At 67.1% G+C, this 15,707-nt stretch carries 16 protein-coding genes; 11 read left to right on the forward strand and 5 right to left on the reverse strand.

The features are described from left to right. The first annotated feature begins 2 nt into the window (after positions 1-2). From ACT6UX_RS21855 to ACT6UX_RS21905, 11 genes are all read left to right on the forward strand, one after another. Positions 3-875, forward strand: coding sequence for a DUF72 domain-containing protein (locus ACT6UX_RS21855; RefSeq protein ID WP_444777263.1), 873 nt, complete (start codon positions 3-5; stop codon positions 873-875). A gap of 249 nt (positions 876-1,124) precedes the next feature. Next, positions 1,125-1,250, forward strand: a complete 126-nt coding sequence (ykgO, locus tag ACT6UX_RS21860) for a type B 50S ribosomal protein L36 (protein WP_068191747.1) — start codon at positions 1,125-1,127, stop codon at positions 1,248-1,250. Between the two features lie 80 nt (positions 1,251-1,330). Further along, positions 1,331-2,818 carry an FAD-linked oxidase C-terminal domain-containing protein gene (locus tag ACT6UX_RS21865; RefSeq protein ID WP_444777264.1) on the forward strand — a complete coding sequence of 496 codons (1,488 nt, stop codon included), beginning with the start codon at positions 1,331-1,333 and terminating at the stop codon, positions 2,816-2,818. Between the two features lie 60 nt (positions 2,819-2,878). After that, positions 2,879-4,048 carry a glycolate oxidase subunit GlcE gene (glcE, locus tag ACT6UX_RS21870; RefSeq protein ID WP_444777265.1) on the forward strand — a complete coding sequence of 390 codons (1,170 nt, stop codon included), beginning with the start codon at positions 2,879-2,881 and terminating at the stop codon, positions 4,046-4,048. Positions 4,049-4,088: 40 nt separating this feature from the next. Next, positions 4,089-4,376 (forward strand): type II toxin-antitoxin system RelE/ParE family toxin, encoded by a 288-nt coding sequence (locus ACT6UX_RS21875; protein ID WP_444777266.1) that lies wholly within the window; start codon positions 4,089-4,091, stop codon positions 4,374-4,376. Between the two features lie 12 nt (positions 4,377-4,388). Then, positions 4,389-4,697 carry a HigA family addiction module antitoxin gene (locus ACT6UX_RS21880; RefSeq protein ID WP_444777267.1) on the forward strand — a complete coding sequence of 103 codons (309 nt, stop codon included), beginning with the start codon at positions 4,389-4,391 and terminating at the stop codon, positions 4,695-4,697. 8 nt (positions 4,698-4,705) lie between these two features. Beyond that, positions 4,706-6,025 carry a glycolate oxidase subunit GlcF gene (gene glcF / locus ACT6UX_RS21885; protein ID WP_444777268.1) on the forward strand — a complete coding sequence of 440 codons (1,320 nt, stop codon included), beginning with the start codon at positions 4,706-4,708 and terminating at the stop codon, positions 6,023-6,025. Between the two features lie 21 nt (positions 6,026-6,046). Then, positions 6,047-6,643 carry a tetratricopeptide repeat protein gene (locus ACT6UX_RS21890; protein WP_444777269.1) on the forward strand — a complete coding sequence of 199 codons (597 nt, stop codon included), beginning with the start codon at positions 6,047-6,049 and terminating at the stop codon, positions 6,641-6,643. Between the two features lie 38 nt (positions 6,644-6,681). Next, on the forward strand, positions 6,682-7,917 hold the full coding sequence (locus tag ACT6UX_RS21895) for an amidohydrolase family protein (protein ID WP_444777270.1): 1,236 nt from the start codon (positions 6,682-6,684) through the stop codon (positions 7,915-7,917). A gap of 30 nt (positions 7,918-7,947) precedes the next feature. Continuing rightward, positions 7,948-10,584 carry a DUF2339 domain-containing protein gene (locus tag ACT6UX_RS21900; protein ID WP_444777271.1) on the forward strand — a complete coding sequence of 879 codons (2,637 nt, stop codon included), beginning with the start codon at positions 7,948-7,950 and terminating at the stop codon, positions 10,582-10,584. Then, the gene (locus ACT6UX_RS21905; RefSeq protein WP_444777272.1) at positions 10,581-11,870 is read left to right on the forward strand and encodes an AMP-binding protein; all 1,290 of its coding nucleotides are present in this window, start codon (positions 10,581-10,583) and stop codon (positions 11,868-11,870) included. The genes ACT6UX_RS21900 and ACT6UX_RS21905 overlap by 4 nt, the downstream gene beginning before the upstream one ends. On the opposite strand, the gene ACT6UX_RS21910 is transcribed toward ACT6UX_RS21905, so the two are convergent. From ACT6UX_RS21910 to otnI, 5 genes are all read right to left on the reverse strand, one after another. Beyond that, positions 11,867-12,124, reverse strand: a complete 258-nt coding sequence (locus tag ACT6UX_RS21910) for a hypothetical protein (protein ID WP_444777273.1) — start codon at positions 12,122-12,124, stop codon at positions 11,867-11,869. The genes ACT6UX_RS21905 and ACT6UX_RS21910 overlap by 4 nt on opposite strands. A gap of 207 nt (positions 12,125-12,331) precedes the next feature. Continuing rightward, complete coding sequence (locus ACT6UX_RS21915) at positions 12,332-12,478, reverse strand: hypothetical protein (RefSeq protein ID WP_444777274.1); 147 nt, start codon at positions 12,476-12,478, stop codon at positions 12,332-12,334. 96 nt (positions 12,479-12,574) lie between these two features. After that, positions 12,575-13,987, reverse strand: a complete 1,413-nt coding sequence (gene pyk, locus ACT6UX_RS21920; protein ID WP_444777275.1) for a pyruvate kinase — start codon at positions 13,985-13,987, stop codon at positions 12,575-12,577. A 9-nt stretch (positions 13,988-13,996) separates the two neighbouring features. Then, a complete protein-coding gene (gene ltnD / locus ACT6UX_RS21925) occupies positions 13,997-14,911 on the reverse strand; it encodes an L-threonate dehydrogenase (RefSeq protein WP_444777276.1) in 915 nt (304 codons plus the stop codon). A 3-nt stretch (positions 14,912-14,914) separates the two neighbouring features. After that, positions 14,915-15,700, reverse strand: coding sequence for a 2-oxo-tetronate isomerase (otnI, locus tag ACT6UX_RS21930; protein WP_444777277.1), 786 nt, complete (start codon positions 15,698-15,700; stop codon positions 14,915-14,917). Between the last annotated feature and the right edge of the window lie 7 nt (positions 15,701-15,707).

Genomic DNA, 15,707 nt, shown 5'->3' on the forward strand with positions numbered 1-15,707 from the left:
GCATGGTCCGACGATCACAGGTCCTCATCGGCGTATCGGGATGGCGCTACACCCCGTGGCGTGCCCAGTTCTACCCGAAAGGCCTGCCGCAAAAGGATGAGCTCGCCCATCTCGCCTCGGTGTTTCCGACGGTCGAGATCAACGGCACCTTCTACAGCCTGCAGGTGCCGGACTCCTTCCGGCAGTGGTTCGACTGCACGCCCGACGGTTTCGTGTTCGCCGTCAAAGGGCCGCGCTTTCTTACTCACATGAAGCGGCTGCGCGACCCGGTGGCGCCGCTGGCAAATTTCATGGCTTCGGGCGTGCTGCGGCTCGGGCGCAAGCTCGGGCCGATCCTCTGGCAGTTCCCGCCCAACTTCCGCTTCGAGCCGGAGAGGCTGGAAGCCTTCTTCGAAGTCCTGCCGCGCGACACCGAGGAGGCGGCGCGGCTCGGCCGGCGTCACGATCATCGGCTGAAGGCGCGGGCGTGGCTGCGGGTGGAAAGTTCCCAGCCGATCCGGCACGCGGTCGAGATTCGCCACGAGAGTTTTTGCGACCCGGCCTTTATCGCCCTGCTGCGCAAGCACCGGATCGCACTGGTCTGTGCCGACACGGTCGACTGGCCGCTGCTGATGGATCTGACGGCGAACTTCGTCTACTGCCGCCTCCACGGTTCGAGCGAACTCTACCGCAGCGCCTACAGCGGGCCGGAGCTTTCGCGGTGGGCGACGCGGGTGGCGGCATGGCGCGACGGCGCGCCCATGACCGACGGCGCGTTTGCCGGGCCACCTTTGACGCGGCAGCTGCGGCGCGACGTCTACGTCTACTTCGACAATACCGACAAGCTGCATGCCCCCGACGATGCGCGGGCCCTGATGCGCAGGCTGGAGCGGTAGGAATGGCGCGCATCGCGCGGGATTCGCGGGCCTCGTGGCCGACCTGATGGAGGTAGCGATGCGGGCAGAGGCCTCATCCCGCCTTCAAGCCCTTGGGATCATTGACGAATCTGCTCTTTCAGGGCAAAAAGGCGCTGCGAAACTTGGGTGGAAAATCAATGGGTTGACGAGAGCGGCTGCGGTCCGTATTTTCCGCGCGCTTTCGGAATTCACCCCGGCCCGGCCGGGGCTTTTTGTTGAGTTAGGGCCATGAAGATCCGTCATTCTCTCAAGTCGGTGAAGCTCCGTCACAAGGACTGCCGCATCGTGCGCCGCAAGGGCCGTGTCTACGTGATCAACAAGACCAACCCGCGCTTCAAGGCCCGCCAGGGCTGAAGACGGCGTCAGCGTCTTAGCGAACAAAGCGGCGGAGGCTTCGGCTTCCGCCGCTTTTTCATTTGGCGTATGAGCGAAGCATGGAGATGCCGCCGCTCGACCCCGCCATTCTCGCCCGCCGGTCGGAGATCGTCGCCGCGTTGCGCGCCATTGTTCCGGGCGAGGGCGTCATCGACGATCTCGACGGCATGCGCCCCTTCGAATGCGACGCGCTGTCGGCCTACCGGCAGATGCCGCTGGTCGTGGTGCTGCCCGAGACGGTGACCCAGGTCGCGGCCATCCTGCGCTACTGCCAGGACCACAAGGTGAAGGTCGTGCCGCGCGGCGGCGGCACCTCGCTGTCGGGCGGATCGATGCCGGTCGGCGACGCGATCCTGCTGGCCATGGGCAAGTTCAACCGCGTACTTGAGATCGACTACGCCAATCGCTGCGCCCGCGTGCAGCCGGGGGTGACAAATCTCGGCGTCACCAAGGCGGTCGAACACGAAGGTTTCTACTACGCGCCCGATCCCAGCTCGCAGATCGCCTGCTCGATCGGCGGCAACGTCGCGGAGAATTCCGGCGGCGTGCATTGCCTGAAGTACGGGCTCACGACCAACAACCTGCTCGGCATCGAGATGGTGCTGATGAACGGCGAGGTGGTGCGGCTGGGCGGCAAGCATCTCGATGCCGGCGGCTACGACCTGCTCGGCCTGATGACAGGCTCGGAAGGCCTGCTGGGCGTCGTCACCGAAGTGACGGTGCGGCTCCTGCGCAAGCCTTCGACGGCGCGCGCCGTGCTGCTGGGTTTCCCGACCGAGGCGGGCGCGGCCGACTGCGTCGCCGCCGTCATCGCCTCGGGCATCATCCCCGGCGGCATGGAGATGATGGACAAGGACGCGACCAAGTGCGCCGAGGCCTATGTCGGCGCGGGCTATCCGCTCGATGCCGAGGGGCTGCTGATCGTCGAGCTCGACGGGCCGCCGGTCGAGGTCGACTATCTCGTCGAGCGTGTCGCCGAGATTGCCCGGAGCCGCGGCGCCACCACCGTCCGGGTCAGCCATGATGAGCAGGAGCGGGTGCTGTTCTGGGCCGGCCGCAAGGCGGCATTCCCCGCCGTCGGCCAGATCTCACCGGATTACATGTGCCTCGACGGATCGGTGCCGCGCGGAAAACTTGTCGAGGTGCTGGCCGAGATGCGCCGCCTCTCGAAGCAGTACGGGCTTCGCGTCGTGAACGTGTTCCATGCCGGCGACGGCAATCTCCATCCGCTGATCCTGTTCGACGCCAACGATCCCGACGAGCTGCGGCGCTGCGAGGAGTTGGGCGCCGACATTCTGCGACTCTGTGTGAGGGTCGGCGGTGTGCTGACTGGCGAGCACGGTGTCGGCATCGAGAAGCGCGACCTGATGGGCGTGCAGTTCACCGAGATCGATCTCGACCAGCAGATGCGCGTGAAATGCGCCTTCGATCCCGACCACCTGCTCAATCCCGGCAAGGTGTTCCCCAAGCTGCGCCGCTGCGCTGAACTTGGCCGCCTGGTCGTGACGCAGAACAACATCCCGTTCCCCGATATTCCGCGGTTCTAAAGCAAAGATGCCAGCATCCTCGTTTCAGGTTCCTTTTCGTCTACGCGCCGCGTGGGGCTCATGAGTCAGACCATCAAGCCGCGCGACGCGAAGGAGCTGCGGCAGGCAGTGGAGTGGGCGCTGGGCGAGGGCGTGACGCTCGACGTGCGCGGCGAGGGCAGCAAGCTGGCGCTCGGCCAGCCGATGCGCTGCGACCAGGTGCTCGATATCACGGGCCTCTCCGGCATTGTCGACTATGCGCCCGAGGAGCTGGTGGTCACCTTGCGCGCCGGCACGCCGATGCGCGAGGTCGAGGCGCTGCTGGCCCAGCGCAACCAGATGCTGGCCTTCGAGCCGCCGGATCTCGGGCCGCTGCTGGGGCGTGAGCCGGGGCAGGGCACGCTGGCCGGTGCCGTCATGGGCAATCTCGCCGGTTCGCGCCGCCTGTCGGCCGGCGCCGCGCGCGACCATCTGCTCGGTTTCAGCGGGGTCAATGGACGCGGCGAGGCCTTCAAGTCCGGCGGCCGCGTGATGAAGAACGTCACCGGCTACGATCTCTCCAAGGTCCTTGCCGGATCCTGGGGCACTCTGGCGGTGCTGGACGAGGTGTCGGTGAAGGTGCTGCCGGCGCCCGATCAGACGGCGACACTCATGCTTCTGGGCCTCGACGATGCCGCAGCCGTGCGCGCGATGTGCGCCGCGATGGGCAGCCCGCACGAAGTCTCCGGTGCCGCGCACGTGCCCGGTATGACCGCGCTCCGTCTCGAAGGTGTGGCGCCCTCGGTCGAGGCACGGCTGAAGGGCCTGCGCGAGCTGATGGTCGACGCCGGCGCCAAGATGGAGGAACTGGGCACGCTGGAGAGCCGGACTTTCTGGCGCGAGGTGCGCGACGTGGTCCCGTTGAAGGCCGCGCCCGATGCCGTGGTCTGGAAGATTTCCTGTCCGCCGACCGAGGGGCCGGAGATCCTGGCGCGCATCAAGGCACAGCGCCCTGCTGCACAGGCTTTCTACGACTGGTCGGGAGGCCTGATCTGGCTGGCGCTGCCGCCGTCGGACGATGCCGATCACGCGCTGGTTCGCGGCGCGCTGCGCGCGACCGGCGGTCACGCGACGCTGTTCCGCGCTCCCGAGGCCACACGTACAACCGTGCCCGTCTTCCAGCCCCAGTCCGCCGCGCTCGTTGCACTGGCGGCGCGGCTCAAGGAAAGCTTCGACCCCAAGGGGCTCTTCAATCCGGGGAGGATGGGTTAGGGATTGTTCCTGCTAATCAAACTGATTAGTATTGGGGTTGATGGTCGATGAGGATCGGTTCCGCAACGAAAGCACGCTGCGCCTATTCTACGGAGAGCGGGTCCGGCGCCATCCGGTGGACTTGACTCAGCGAACCCAGAACAAGCTGAAGATCGTGTATGCTGCGAGCCGGCTCGAGGATTTGGCAGTCCCGCCTGGGAACAGGCTGGACGCTTTGCGAGGCGACCGGAAAGGGCAATGGAGCGTCCGCATCAACGAGCAGTGGCGGATTTGCTTCGCCTGGGACGGGACAAAGACGACAGCGATCGAGGTCGTGGACTATCATTGAGAGAGTTGGGATATGAAGCGCAAGATCAAGCCAGTGCATCCCGGTCGCATTCTCCATGACGAGTTCATGGCACCGGCCGGAATTTCGCAGTACCGGTTGGCGCAGGCGGCCGGTCTGTCGCAGGTGCAGGTGGGCAATATCGTCCGGGGCAGGCGCGGCATAACGGCAGAGACGGCCCTGCGACTGGAGCGCGCCCTTGGCATGAGCGCTCAGACCTGGATGAACCTGCAGACGTTGTACGAGTTGGAAAAGGCGTCCTCTGAATCGGGGCAACTGATCAAGAAGACGACGGAACGGCTGAAGTTGGATCAAGCGGCCTGATCCGCGTCGTGCAAACCAACTTTACCCTGGCCCAGCTTGCCGATCCCGAGAACGCCCGCAGCGAGCATATCCTGCGCAAGTGCGTGCATTGCGGCTTCTGCACGGCCACGTGCCCGACCTTCGTGCTGCTGGGCGACGAACGCGACAGTCCGCGCGGTCGCATCTATCTCATCAAGGCGATGCTGGAGGGTGACCGCGCGCCGACGATGCAGGAGGTGCGGCACGTCGATCGCTGCCTATCCTGCCTGTCCTGCATGACGACCTGCCCGTCGGGCGTGAACTACATGCACCTGGTCGATCACGGTCGGCACCGCATCGAGGAAACCTATACGAGGGCGCCGGCCGACCGCTTCATGCGGGCGCTGCTGGCCTGGCTGATGCCGCGGCCCACCGCGTTCCGCTGGGCCATGAGGCTGGGCCGACTCGCCAAGCCCTTGGCGCCACTGCTGCCGGCGACCAGCACCGATCCCGGCGGTGCCACTTTCCCGCGCCGCCTGCGCGCCATGCTCGACGCGGTGCCGGCGCGGTTGCGCGGCCCGTCGCCGGTCGACCGGCCCCAGACCTTCCCGGCGAAAGGCCTGCGCCGCAAGCGCGTCGCGCTGATGCCGGGCTGCGGCCAGCAGGTGCTGGCGCCGGAGGTCAACGAGGCGACGGTGCGGCTGCTGACGCGCCACGACATCGAGGTGGTGAACGTCGCGGGCTCGGGCTGCTGCGGCTCGTCGGTGCTCCATGTCGGGCGCAACGAGCGGGCGATTGCGCTGGCCAAGGCCAACATCGCCGCCTGGCTGCGCGAGATCGACGGGGCTGGGCTCGACGCCATCGTGATCAACGCCTCGGGCTGCGGCACGACCGTCAAGGACTACGGCAACATGCTGGCCGACGAGCCGGAATGGCACGAGAAGGCGCTGCAGGTCGCCAAGCTCGCCAAGGATGTCAGCGAGGTCATGCTCGATATCGGCCTCGTGAATGTCGAGCCCAAGGGCCTGACCGTGGCCTATCATTCGGCCTGCTCGATGCAGCACGGCCAGAAAGTGATCGAGCAGCCCAAGCGGCTGTTGCGCGATGCCGGCTTCGTCGTGAAGGACGTGCCCGAGGGCCATCTGTGCTGCGGCTGGGCCGGCACCTACCAGGTGCTGCAGCCCGAACTGTCGCGCCGCCTGCGCGATCGCAAGGTGGCGAACATCGAGAGCGTGAAGCCCGACGTCATCGCCGCCGGCAACTTCGGCTGCATCGGCAACATCGCCTCGGGCACGGGCGTACCCATCGCCCATACGGTCGAGCTGCTCGACTGGGCGACGGGCGGGCCGAAGCCCGCCGCACTCGACTGACCGCAGACGAGGAGGGGAGGCATGAACGCTCTTCGCGCTTGCCTTGCCGCCCTTCTCGGACTGATGCTCGGGGCCAACGTGCAGGCGCAGAACGCCGGGAGTGGCACCGTGCTCGATACTCTGTTCATCAAGCTGCAGAGCGCCACCGATCCATCCGCCATCAAGTCGCTGGAAGCCGCGATCTGGGAACAATGGGTGATGGTGCCGGACATGAGCCAGCGCGCCCTGATGATGCGCGGCATCGCCGAGATGCAGCAGCAGGAGCTGAAGGCCTCGATCGAGACCTTCACGCGCCTGATCGACGTCGCACCGGATCTGTCGGAGGCCTGGAACAAGCGCGCGACGGCGCACTGGCTGATGGGCAACTTCCCGGCCTCGCTGGCCGACATCTGCGAGACGGTGAAGCGCGAGCCGCGCCATTTCGGCGCCTATTCGGGGCTGGGCATGATTCGCGCGGAAATGGGGGAGAACGGGCGCGCCGTTGCGGCGTTCGAACTGGCGCGCCGGTGGAACCCGCACATACCGGGCATCGCGGGCGAAATCGAGCGCCTGCAGGCTTTGGGCGGGGATAAGGGGCCCGATGCCGATCCGCTGGGTTGCGGTCGGCCCTCGACGTAGGTCAAAGTCGCGCCGCGTTCAGATTCGGGAGTTGGTGAATGGCCACGTTGTATGTCGGCGGTCGTCTTTTCGACGGCGAGAAAGTGCAAGACGGGCAGGCGGTGCTGGAAGAGGGCGGCCGCATCAGGCGGGTCGCCCCGGCGGGCGAGTTCAAGGGATTTGCCGGCGAGACCGTCGACACGTCGGGGGCGACGCTGATCCCCGGAATCATCGACTGCCACGTCCATTCGCTGTCGGGCGCCGAGGGCAATCCCGGTGCGGTGCAGGATCGCCTGAGTGCGGCCCAGCTCACGGTGCGCGGCATGGAGTTCATGCGCCAGACCCTGGAAGGCGGCGTCACCGCCGTGCGCGACTGCGGCGGCAAGGACTATATCGAGTTCGCGATCCGCGACGCCTACAACGCCGGGCGTTTCCTGGGCCCGACCATGCGCTGCTCCGGCCGCATGATCTGCATGACCGGCGGTCACGGCAACAGGGTCGGTCGCGTCGCCGACGGTGTCGACGAGGTGGTGAAGGCGGTGCGCGAGCAGGTCCATGCCGGCTCCGACCTGGTGAAGATCATGGCCACGGGCGGGGTGATGACCGCCGGCGTCAATCCCGAGGACGCCCACTATAGCGCCGAGGAGATGAAGGCCGGCATTTCGGAGGCGCATCGCTTCCACAAATGCTGCGCCAGCCACGCCCAGGGCGCGCTCGGCATCCTCAACGCGGTGCGCGGCGGCATCGATTCGATCGAGCATGGCATCTTCATGGACGACGAATGCTGCCGCGAGATGAAGGAGCGTGGCGTCTGGCTGGTGCCGACGCTGGCGGCCGTGAAGAACATCCTCAAGGGCTATGACGAGGGCGACCGCTCGATTCCGGACTACGTCATCGAGAAGAGTCGCCGCGTCTTCGACCGGCACATCGCCGCGACCAAGATGTACTACTCGGCGGGCGGTCGCATCGCGATGGGCACCGACGCCGGCACGCCGCACAATCGCCATGGCGAGAATGCACGCGAGCTCGAATTCATGTGTGACATCGGCATTTCCAGCCGCGACTCGCTGTTCTTTGCGACCGCGAGTGCCGCCGACCTGATGCGGCTGGCCGATCACGGCCGCATCAAGGAAGGCAACGTCGCCGACTTCGTGCTGTGCGACGGCGATGCTTTGGCCGATATCAAGCGTGCGGCGCGCAAGGAAAACCATCGCCTTGTCGTGAAGCGTGGCATCGTCGCCCGGGACAACCGTGCGGCCTTCTCCCGAGAAGCCGTCCGCGTCGCGGCGGAATAAAGAGCCGAGCAGGGCGATCCCGGAGCCTTCGTGGAAGAAATCTTCCTCATCCTCGTCGGGATCGCCTGGGCGCTCGGCACGCCGCTGATTGCCATCATCGCGCTGGTCCGCACCTCGGGCATCCGCGCGCAGAACGACCGTCTCGCGTCCGAACTGGCGGTACTGCGTCGCCAGATCGCCGCGGCGGGCACTGTGCCGCTTCCGCCGGTTGTCGAGGCAGCTCCGCTCCCGGCGGCACCGGCCGAGGCCGTCGTGCCGCCGCCGCCCGCGCCACCCTTCGTTCCCGAGCCCGAACCCCAGGCCGAACCCGCGGCGATCGTCATCGGTGTGGATCTGCCGGCATCCCCGTCGGTGCCCGCACCGCCGCCGGCGATCCCGGCCGTCGAGCCGGTGCGGGGCGGGTGGGAGCAGCGGCTCGGTGCCCGCGCCTTCCTCTGGGTCGGCGCCATCACCCTGGCATTGTCGGCCGTCTTCCTCGTCCGTTACTCGATCGAGGAGGGCTATCTCTCTCCCGAGGTGCGCGTCATCCTTGCAGCCCTGTTCGGTTTCGCCCTGATCGCGGGCGCCGAACGAATTCGGGCGCGCGACGATCGCGTGTCGCAGGCGCTGGCGGCCGCGGGTGTGGCGGCGCTCTACGGCTCGCTGCTGTCGGCCGTGGCGCTGTACGACATGATCTCCAAGGTTGCGGCCGGCGGCGGCGCCGCGGCCCTGACCGCCTTTGCGATCACGCTCTCGTTGCGCCACGGAATATTCGTCGCGGCGCTGGCCTTCGTCGGCGGATTCCTCAGCCCCGCGATCATCGGCAGCGAGCAGCCCAATACGCCCGTGCTGTTCGGCTATCTGCTGGCCATTGCCGCGGGAACTCTCACGGTCATCCGGATCCGCGGATGGTGGGTACTCGGTTGGGGCGTGCTGGCCGGCTCGGCGTTGTGGACCTGCATCTGGATGCTGGCCGATCCCGACCTGCCCGAATTGCACTGGGTCGGCCTTTTCCTGGTAGCGCTCGCGGGGCTCTTCGTCTGGGCGTCGTGGCGGCGCCTGGAGGAGAGCGAGAATCCGGCGAAGGACGTGCTGGCCCTGGTCTGGGCCTCGCTGGCGGTCACCGGCGGCTTGCTCGTGCTGGCGATCTCCCAGGATAGGGGCGCGCAAACGGCGGGCTGGTTGGCCCTGGCCGCGCACGGAATAGGCATCTTCGCCTTCTCGCGCTGGGCACCGCGTTTCCAGTTCGCAGCCGGCCTCGCTCCGGCTCTGTCGCTGGCCGCGCTGGCGCTCTGGTGGTGGACGGGGAGCGGCGTGGCGGCCGACTGGAACGATGGTCGCTTCGGTTGGCTCGTGACCGGCTTCGGCGGCCTCTATGCTGCGGCGGCCTTTGCCCTGCTGTGGAACGCCGCCCGGCCGGGCTTCTGGGCAGCCCTGTCGATATCAGCCGCGCTTTCGCACTTCCTGCTCGCCTGGTACGTGCTGCGTGCAACGCCGGGCATTCCCTGGGGCCTGATCAGCGTCGGCCTGGCCGCGCCGTTCCTCGTGGGCGCCGAGCGCCTGACCCGATGGCGCGGGACGATGCCGGGCGCCACCGAGGCCCTGGGCTTCCTGGCCGCCGGCGTCACCTTCTTCATCGGCGCCGCCATTCCGCTGGAACTCAGCCGCGAATGGATCACGGTCGCCTATGCGGTCGAACTGGCCGCGGTCGCCGCGATCTCCGCGCAGCTCGGCCTGGTCGCCCTGCGCCGGCTCTGCTGGCCGCTGCTCGCCATCGTGGTCGTGCGCTTCGTCATCAACCCGGAGATCCTGACCTATCCGATCGGGCTGACGCCGATCCTCAACTGGATGCTCTGGGGCTACGGCATCTCGATCGCCGCGCTGGTTGTCGCGCTGCGCTTCCTGCGTCCGACGGGCGATATCCAGCTCGTGCGCGCGACGGAGGCGGCCGCCGCCCTGCTCGCGTTCGTCCTGCTGACGCTCGAAGTGCGCAGCGTCTTCCAGCCGACGACGATGATGACGCCCGATGCCAGCTTCATGGAGCGGGCCACCTATGTCCTGGTCTGGGGAGCCTTCGCCCTGGCGGCGCTGTGGAAGACGCGGCTCGACGGCGACCTCGTGGCCCTGTGGGCGTGGCGCCTGAGCGGCGGGGTGGCTGTTGCGGTGGTGCTGATCGTCCAGGTGCTGGTGGCCAATCCGGTGTTCGAGCCGGCGGATGTCGGCCGATTGCCGATCTTCAATGGATTGCTGCTCGCCTATGCGGCGCCGGCGGCGATGGCGGCCCTGGCGCGCCGCTGGATCGATGCCGAGCCCGACCGGCGGGTCGATCTCCTCGTCGAGGCGACGGCCTCGATCCTGGCCTTCGTCTATGTCTCGTTCGAGGTACGCCACTTCTTCGATCCCGGCTTCGAGCGGCGCGGCTTCGATGCGCATGGGCTGGAACTCTATGCCTACTCGATCGTCTGGCTGCTGTTCGGCGTCGCCTTGCTGGCGCTCGGCTTCCTGCGGCAGGCCGCAGCGCTGCGGCATGCCGGCATGGTGCTGGTCTGCATCGTGGTGGCCAAGGTCTTCCTGATCGACATGGCGGGGCTGCAGGGTCTGCTGCGGGTGTTCTCCTTCCTCGGTCTGGGCGCGGCACTGATCGGCCTCGGCTACGCCTACCGGCGCTTCGGATTCGACGGCAAATGACGGGCACTCTGTTCCCCGAACTCGGCCTGTCGCTCGATGCGTTGCGGGCTCTGCAACTCGACCGGCTGCGTGCCACGCTTCGTCATGCCTACGAAAACCAGGCGCCCTGGCGGGCCAGGTGCGAAGCCGTTGGCGTTCACCCCGACCAGCTCGCGAGCCTCGACGATCTCCCGCGCTTTCCTTTCACGGAGAAGGGTGACCTGCGCGACGCCTATCCCTACGGCATGCTGGCAATCCCGCGCGAACGCTGCGTGCGTCTGCACGCTTCCAGCGGCACCACTGGCCGTCCGACCGTCGTCGGTTACTCGGCGCAGGACATCGCCACCTGGGGCGACCTGATGGCGCGGTCGCTGTTTGCGGGCGGCGCCCGGCCGGGTGACATCATCCACAATGCCTATGGCTACGGGCTCTTCACCGGCGGGTTGGGCGCGCATTACGGCGCGGAGCGGCTGGGCTGCACGGTCGTGCCCATGTCGGGGGGATTCGGCGAGCGCCAGGTCCAGCTCATCCGCGAGTTCGGCGCCCGCATCGTGCTGATGACGCCGTCCTACATGCTGGCGATCGCGGACGAGTTCGAGCGTCAGGGCGTCGATCCGCGCTCGACGGCGATGCGCATCGGCATCTTCGGTGCCGAGCCGTGGACGGAGGGCATGCGCACGGAGATCGAGCGCCGGCTCGGCATCGATGCCGTCGACATCTACGGCCTGAGCGAGGTGATGGGGCCGGGCGTCGCCTGCGAGTTCGTCGAGGCCAAGGATGGGCCGACGATCTGGGAGGATCATTTCTACCCCGAGATCGTCGATCCCACGACCGGCCGGCCGGTGGCCGAGGGCGAGCCGGGTGAGCTTGTGTTCACGACATTGACGAAAGAGGCGATGCCCGTCGTGCGCTACCGCACGCGTGACCTGACGCGGCTGATGCCGGGCTCGGTCACCGCGATGCGGCGCATGGCCAAGATCACCGGCCGCAGCGACGACATGCTGATCGTGCGCGGCGTCAATCTCTTCCCCAGCCAGGTCGAGGAACAGATCCTGCGCGATCCGGCCCTGAGCGGCCACTATGTCATCGAGCTGACGAGGGCGGGGGCGCTCGACGATCTGCTGGTGCGTGTCGAGGCGCGGCAGGTTCAGGAGCAGGAGGCTCGGCTTCAGTCGGGTGCCGAACTGGCTCGAAGGCTCAAGGGAATGTGCGGCCTCTCGGCTGATGTCGAGGTTGCCGCGCCGGGGACGATCGAGCGGTCGCTGGGCAAGGCGCGCCGTGTCATCGACAGGCGCCCCAAAATTTAGAGCCCCGACGCCAGGCGAATTCTGGCCTTGAGCAGTCCGGGATCGTCGGGAAGCTGGCTGAGTTCGGGTGTGATGAGGTTGGCCTGCGACACAGGCGCCGCTGACGCCTTCGCGCGAGCCACAGAGGCATCGATGACGACCGCAAGCGTGATCAGGGCGGCGGCGATCACGAGCAGATCGATCCACGAAAAGCGCGTCTTGCGAAGTTCATAGGGGACGGCGATCGCCCGCTTCTTCTTCTGGCCGGGATTCATGATGGCCTCTTGGAACAGTGTTATCGGCTGGGCTGGAAAGGTTGCTTATGATTCCAGTTTCGGTCCGGGCCGCGACCGGACTGGGGCGATACCAAGGAGGATTGTGTCAAGCGTGTCCGATGGTGGCGCCGGCGACCGCGGCGAAGGTCAGGATCGAGGCGGCGATGACCAGGAAGTCGATCCAGGTGAGCGACAAGCGACGACGCTTCATCGCCGGTCTCCGCCGCTGCTGACGGGAGGGGGAGACGCGGACGGCCCCGATGCGAGGCTCTGCGCCAGGACGCCGCCGGCAAAGACGACGATGCAGATCGCGACGAGCACGGCATCGACGGTGGCGAAATTGCGGCGAGACATGGAACTCCTCGTTGTGTTCGTACGAGAACACTACGGAGAGCCGGGAGCGATCATCCCTCGCGGAAAATCATGCGCGCGTTCTGCGGGCGGAGTACGTCAGACGTAGGCGATGCGCAGGATGTTGGTCGCGCCCGGCGTGCCGAAGGGGACGCCTGCCGTCACCACCAGCCGCTCACCTTCCTTGGCCATCTCCTGCTGACGGGCCACCCGCACGGCCTTCTGCACCATGTCGCCGAAATTGTGGGCGTCCTCGGTACGGACCGGATGGACGCCCCAGGTGAGCGTCATGCGCCGTGCCGTGTCGAGATTCGGCGTAAGGCAGAGAATGCGGACGTCGGGCCGCTCGCGCGCCGCGCGCAAGGTGGTCGAGCCGGTGTTGGTGTAGGTGACGATCGCGGCGGCCGACAGAGTGTGGGCGCACTGGCGGGCGGCCGCACTGATCGCGTCGGCCGTCGTCGCTTCGGGCTCGTGCCGGCTGGCATCCATCAGGCGGCGATAGAGCGGGTCGCCCTCGACGCTCTTCAGGATGCGATCCATCATCGTGACCGCCTCGAGCGGGAAATTGCCCGAAGCGGATTCGGCGGACAGCATCACGGCGTCGGTGCCGTCATAGACCGCCGTGGCCACGTCGGACACCTCGGCCCGTGTCGGTGTCGGCGCCAGGATCATCGATTCCAGCATCTGGGTCGCCACGATGGTCGGCCGGCCCGCGACGCGGGCGGCGGCGAGGATGCGCTTCTGCAGCGGCGGAACGGCCTCGGGCGGCATCTCCACGCCGAGGTCGCCGCGGGCGACCATGATGCCGTCGCTCTGTTCGATGATCTCGTCGAGATGCTCTATCGCCTGCGGCTTCTCGAGCTTGGCCATCACGGCGGCGCGGCCGGCCACCAGCTTCTTCAGTTCGGCGATGTCGTTCGCATGCTGCACGAAGGAGAGCGCGATCCAGTCGACGCCCAGCGACAGGCCGAACGCGAGGTCCTTGTGATCCTTCGGTGTCATGGGCGACATCGGCAGGACGAGGTTGGGCAGGTTGACGCCCTTGCGGTCGCTGATGGTGCCGGCGACCTCGACCTCGGTGTCGATGGTCCGGGCGTCGTGGGACACGATGCGCAGCCGCACCTTGCCGTCGTCGATCAACAGGATGCCGCCGGGCTTGGCGGCCTTGAAAATTTCCGGATGAAGGAGGGGGATGCGCTCGGTCGTGCCGGGCTCGGCATCCATGTCGAAGCGCACCCGCTGGCCCATTTTCAGAACCATTGGCCCCTTGGCGAACGTACCGAGGCGCAATTTGGGGCCCTGAAGATCCAGCAAGATCGCGATCGGGTGCTTGAATTCCTTCTCGAGCGCGCGGAGCTGCTCGACCCGCTGGCGGTGATCCTCGTGCTGGCCATGGCTGAAGTTCAGCCGGAAGACGTCGGCCCCGGCTTCGAACAGCGTTCGCAGCCGCTCCGTGGTCGAGGAGGCGGGGCCGAGCGTGGCGACGATCTTGGTGAAACGATTACGGCGCATGCGGTCAGTCTACTTCACCGGGGACGACACTTTGAAGTCGCCTGCGGCCTCGTAAACCTTGACGACGGCGGCGTCATCCAGCTTGCCCCAGCCGGCGCCCGCGGCCGCGATGAAGAGCTGGTGCGCGGCGGCGGCCAGGGGCAGCGGCAGGCGCAGCTCGTGGCCGGTGTCGAGCACCAGGCCGAGGTCCTTCACGAAGATCTCGACTGCCGAGAGCGGCGAATAGTCGTCGTCGAGCATGTGCGGCACCCTGTTGCCGAACATCCAGGAATTCCCGGCGCTGGCCGAGATCACTTCATAGACCGCGCGCGTATCGGCGCCGGCCTTGGCCGCTAGCGCCATCGCCTCGGCGGCCGTGGCGATGTGCACGCCGGCGAGGAGCTGGTTCACCGTCTTCACCAAAGACCCGATGCCGGCCTTGTCGCCGAGCCGGAACACCTTCGCCGAAGTGGCCGAGAGGATGGATTCCGCCGCGGCGAAGGCCCCGGCGTTCCCGGAGGACATGAAGGTGAGTTCCCCGGATTCGGCGCGGGCCCGCCCGCCGGACATCGGCGCATCGAGCAGCGCATGACCGGTTGCTGCGAGACGCTCGTCGAGCTTGCGGATGAAGGCGGCCGGGCAGGTGGCGCATTGCATCACCAGGCCATCCTTGCGCAGCGTGGCAACGGCGCCGCCCTCGCCGTAGAGGACCGCTTCCACCTGCTGCGCGTTCACGACGGCGACGATGACCACGTCGGCGGTCTTCGCGGCTTCAGCGGGAGACGCGGCCGTCGTACCGCCTGCGGCGACGAAGGCCTCGCGGGCGGCGGCACTGGGATCGACGCCGATCACCTTGTGGCCGTGCTTCAGCAGGTTCTTCGCCATGCCGAGGCCCATCGAGCCCAGGCCCACGAAAGCGACGACGGGCGTGTTCTTGTCGGTCATGGATCAGGCCTTGATGCCGTATTTCGCCGCCCATCCCAGGCCAGCGCCGGTCGTGGTCTTCGGCTTGTATTCGAGGCCGACGTAACCGTCGTAGCCGAGGCGATCGAGCACATCGAGCAGGTAGAGGTGATTCACTTCACCGATGTCGGGTTCGTTGCGGTCGGGGTTGCCGGCGATCTGCACGTGCGAAGTAATCGGGAACAGCCGCTCCATGCGCTTCTGCAGATCACCCTCGGTGACCTGCAGGTGATAGAGGTCGAGCTGCAGGCGCAGGTGCGGCGCGCCGACCTGGTCGATGATTGCCTTCACCTGGTCGGTCGTGTTGGTGAAGTAGCCGGGAATGTCGCGATGGTTGATCGGCTCCAGCACGATGGTGATGCCCATCTTGGCCGTGCGATCGCAGATCTTCTTCAGGTTCGAGATGAAGGTGCGATGCATCGCCTTCACGTCGGCGCCGGGGGCGATCATGCCGGACATCACGTGCAGGGTCCGGCATTCGAGGACATGCGCGTAGTCCAGCGCCTTGTCGATGGCGGCGGCGAACTCGGCCTCGCGGCCCGGAAGGGCGGCCAGGCCGCGCTCGCCCTTGCTCGCATCTCCCGGCGGCAGGTTGAACAGTGCCTGCGTGAGCTTGTGCTTCTTCAGTTCGGCGGCGATGTCGGCGGCCGGCGCTTCATAGGGGAACAGGATCTCGACGGCCTTGAAGCCATGTGCTGCGGCGGTGCCGAAGCGCTGCAGCAATGGCACTTCCTGGTAAATCCACGAAAGATTGGCGGCGAGCTTGGGCATTCTTCTG

Source organism: Reyranella sp. (genome assembly GCF_052439685.1).
In the GTDB taxonomy this organism is placed as follows: domain Bacteria; phylum Pseudomonadota; class Alphaproteobacteria; order Reyranellales; family Reyranellaceae; genus Reyranella.

Coding starts and splice junctions, on each gene's coding strand:
- ltnD (WP_444777276.1), bottom strand. CDS start 14,911: ATGACCGACAAGAACACGCCCGTCGTCGCTTTCGTGGGCCTGGGCTCG.
- ACT6UX_RS21910 (WP_444777273.1), bottom strand. CDS start 12,124: ATGAATCCCGGCCAGAAGAAGAAGCGGGCGATCGCCGTCCCCTATGAA.
- glcE (WP_444777265.1), top strand. CDS start 2,879: ATGAGTCAGACCATCAAGCCGCGCGACGCGAAGGAGCTGCGGCAGGCA.
- ACT6UX_RS21895 (WP_444777270.1), top strand. CDS start 6,682: ATGGCCACGTTGTATGTCGGCGGTCGTCTTTTCGACGGCGAGAAAGTG.
- ACT6UX_RS21865 (WP_444777264.1), top strand. CDS start 1,331: ATGGAGATGCCGCCGCTCGACCCCGCCATTCTCGCCCGCCGGTCGGAG.
- ACT6UX_RS21890 (WP_444777269.1), top strand. CDS start 6,047: ATGAACGCTCTTCGCGCTTGCCTTGCCGCCCTTCTCGGACTGATGCTC.
- ACT6UX_RS21880 (WP_444777267.1), top strand. CDS start 4,389: ATGAAGCGCAAGATCAAGCCAGTGCATCCCGGTCGCATTCTCCATGAC.
- ACT6UX_RS21905 (WP_444777272.1), top strand. CDS start 10,581: ATGACGGGCACTCTGTTCCCCGAACTCGGCCTGTCGCTCGATGCGTTG.
- otnI (WP_444777277.1), bottom strand. CDS start 15,700: ATGCCCAAGCTCGCCGCCAATCTTTCGTGGATTTACCAGGAAGTGCCA.
- ACT6UX_RS21855 (WP_444777263.1), top strand. CDS start 3: ATGGTCCGACGATCACAGGTCCTCATCGGCGTATCGGGATGGCGCTAC.
- ykgO (WP_068191747.1), top strand. CDS start 1,125: ATGAAGATCCGTCATTCTCTCAAGTCGGTGAAGCTCCGTCACAAGGAC.
- pyk (WP_444777275.1), bottom strand. CDS start 13,987: ATGCGCCGTAATCGTTTCACCAAGATCGTCGCCACGCTCGGCCCCGCC.
- ACT6UX_RS21875 (WP_444777266.1), top strand. CDS start 4,089: ATGGTCGATGAGGATCGGTTCCGCAACGAAAGCACGCTGCGCCTATTC.
- ACT6UX_RS21915 (WP_444777274.1), bottom strand. CDS start 12,478: ATGTCTCGCCGCAATTTCGCCACCGTCGATGCCGTGCTCGTCGCGATC.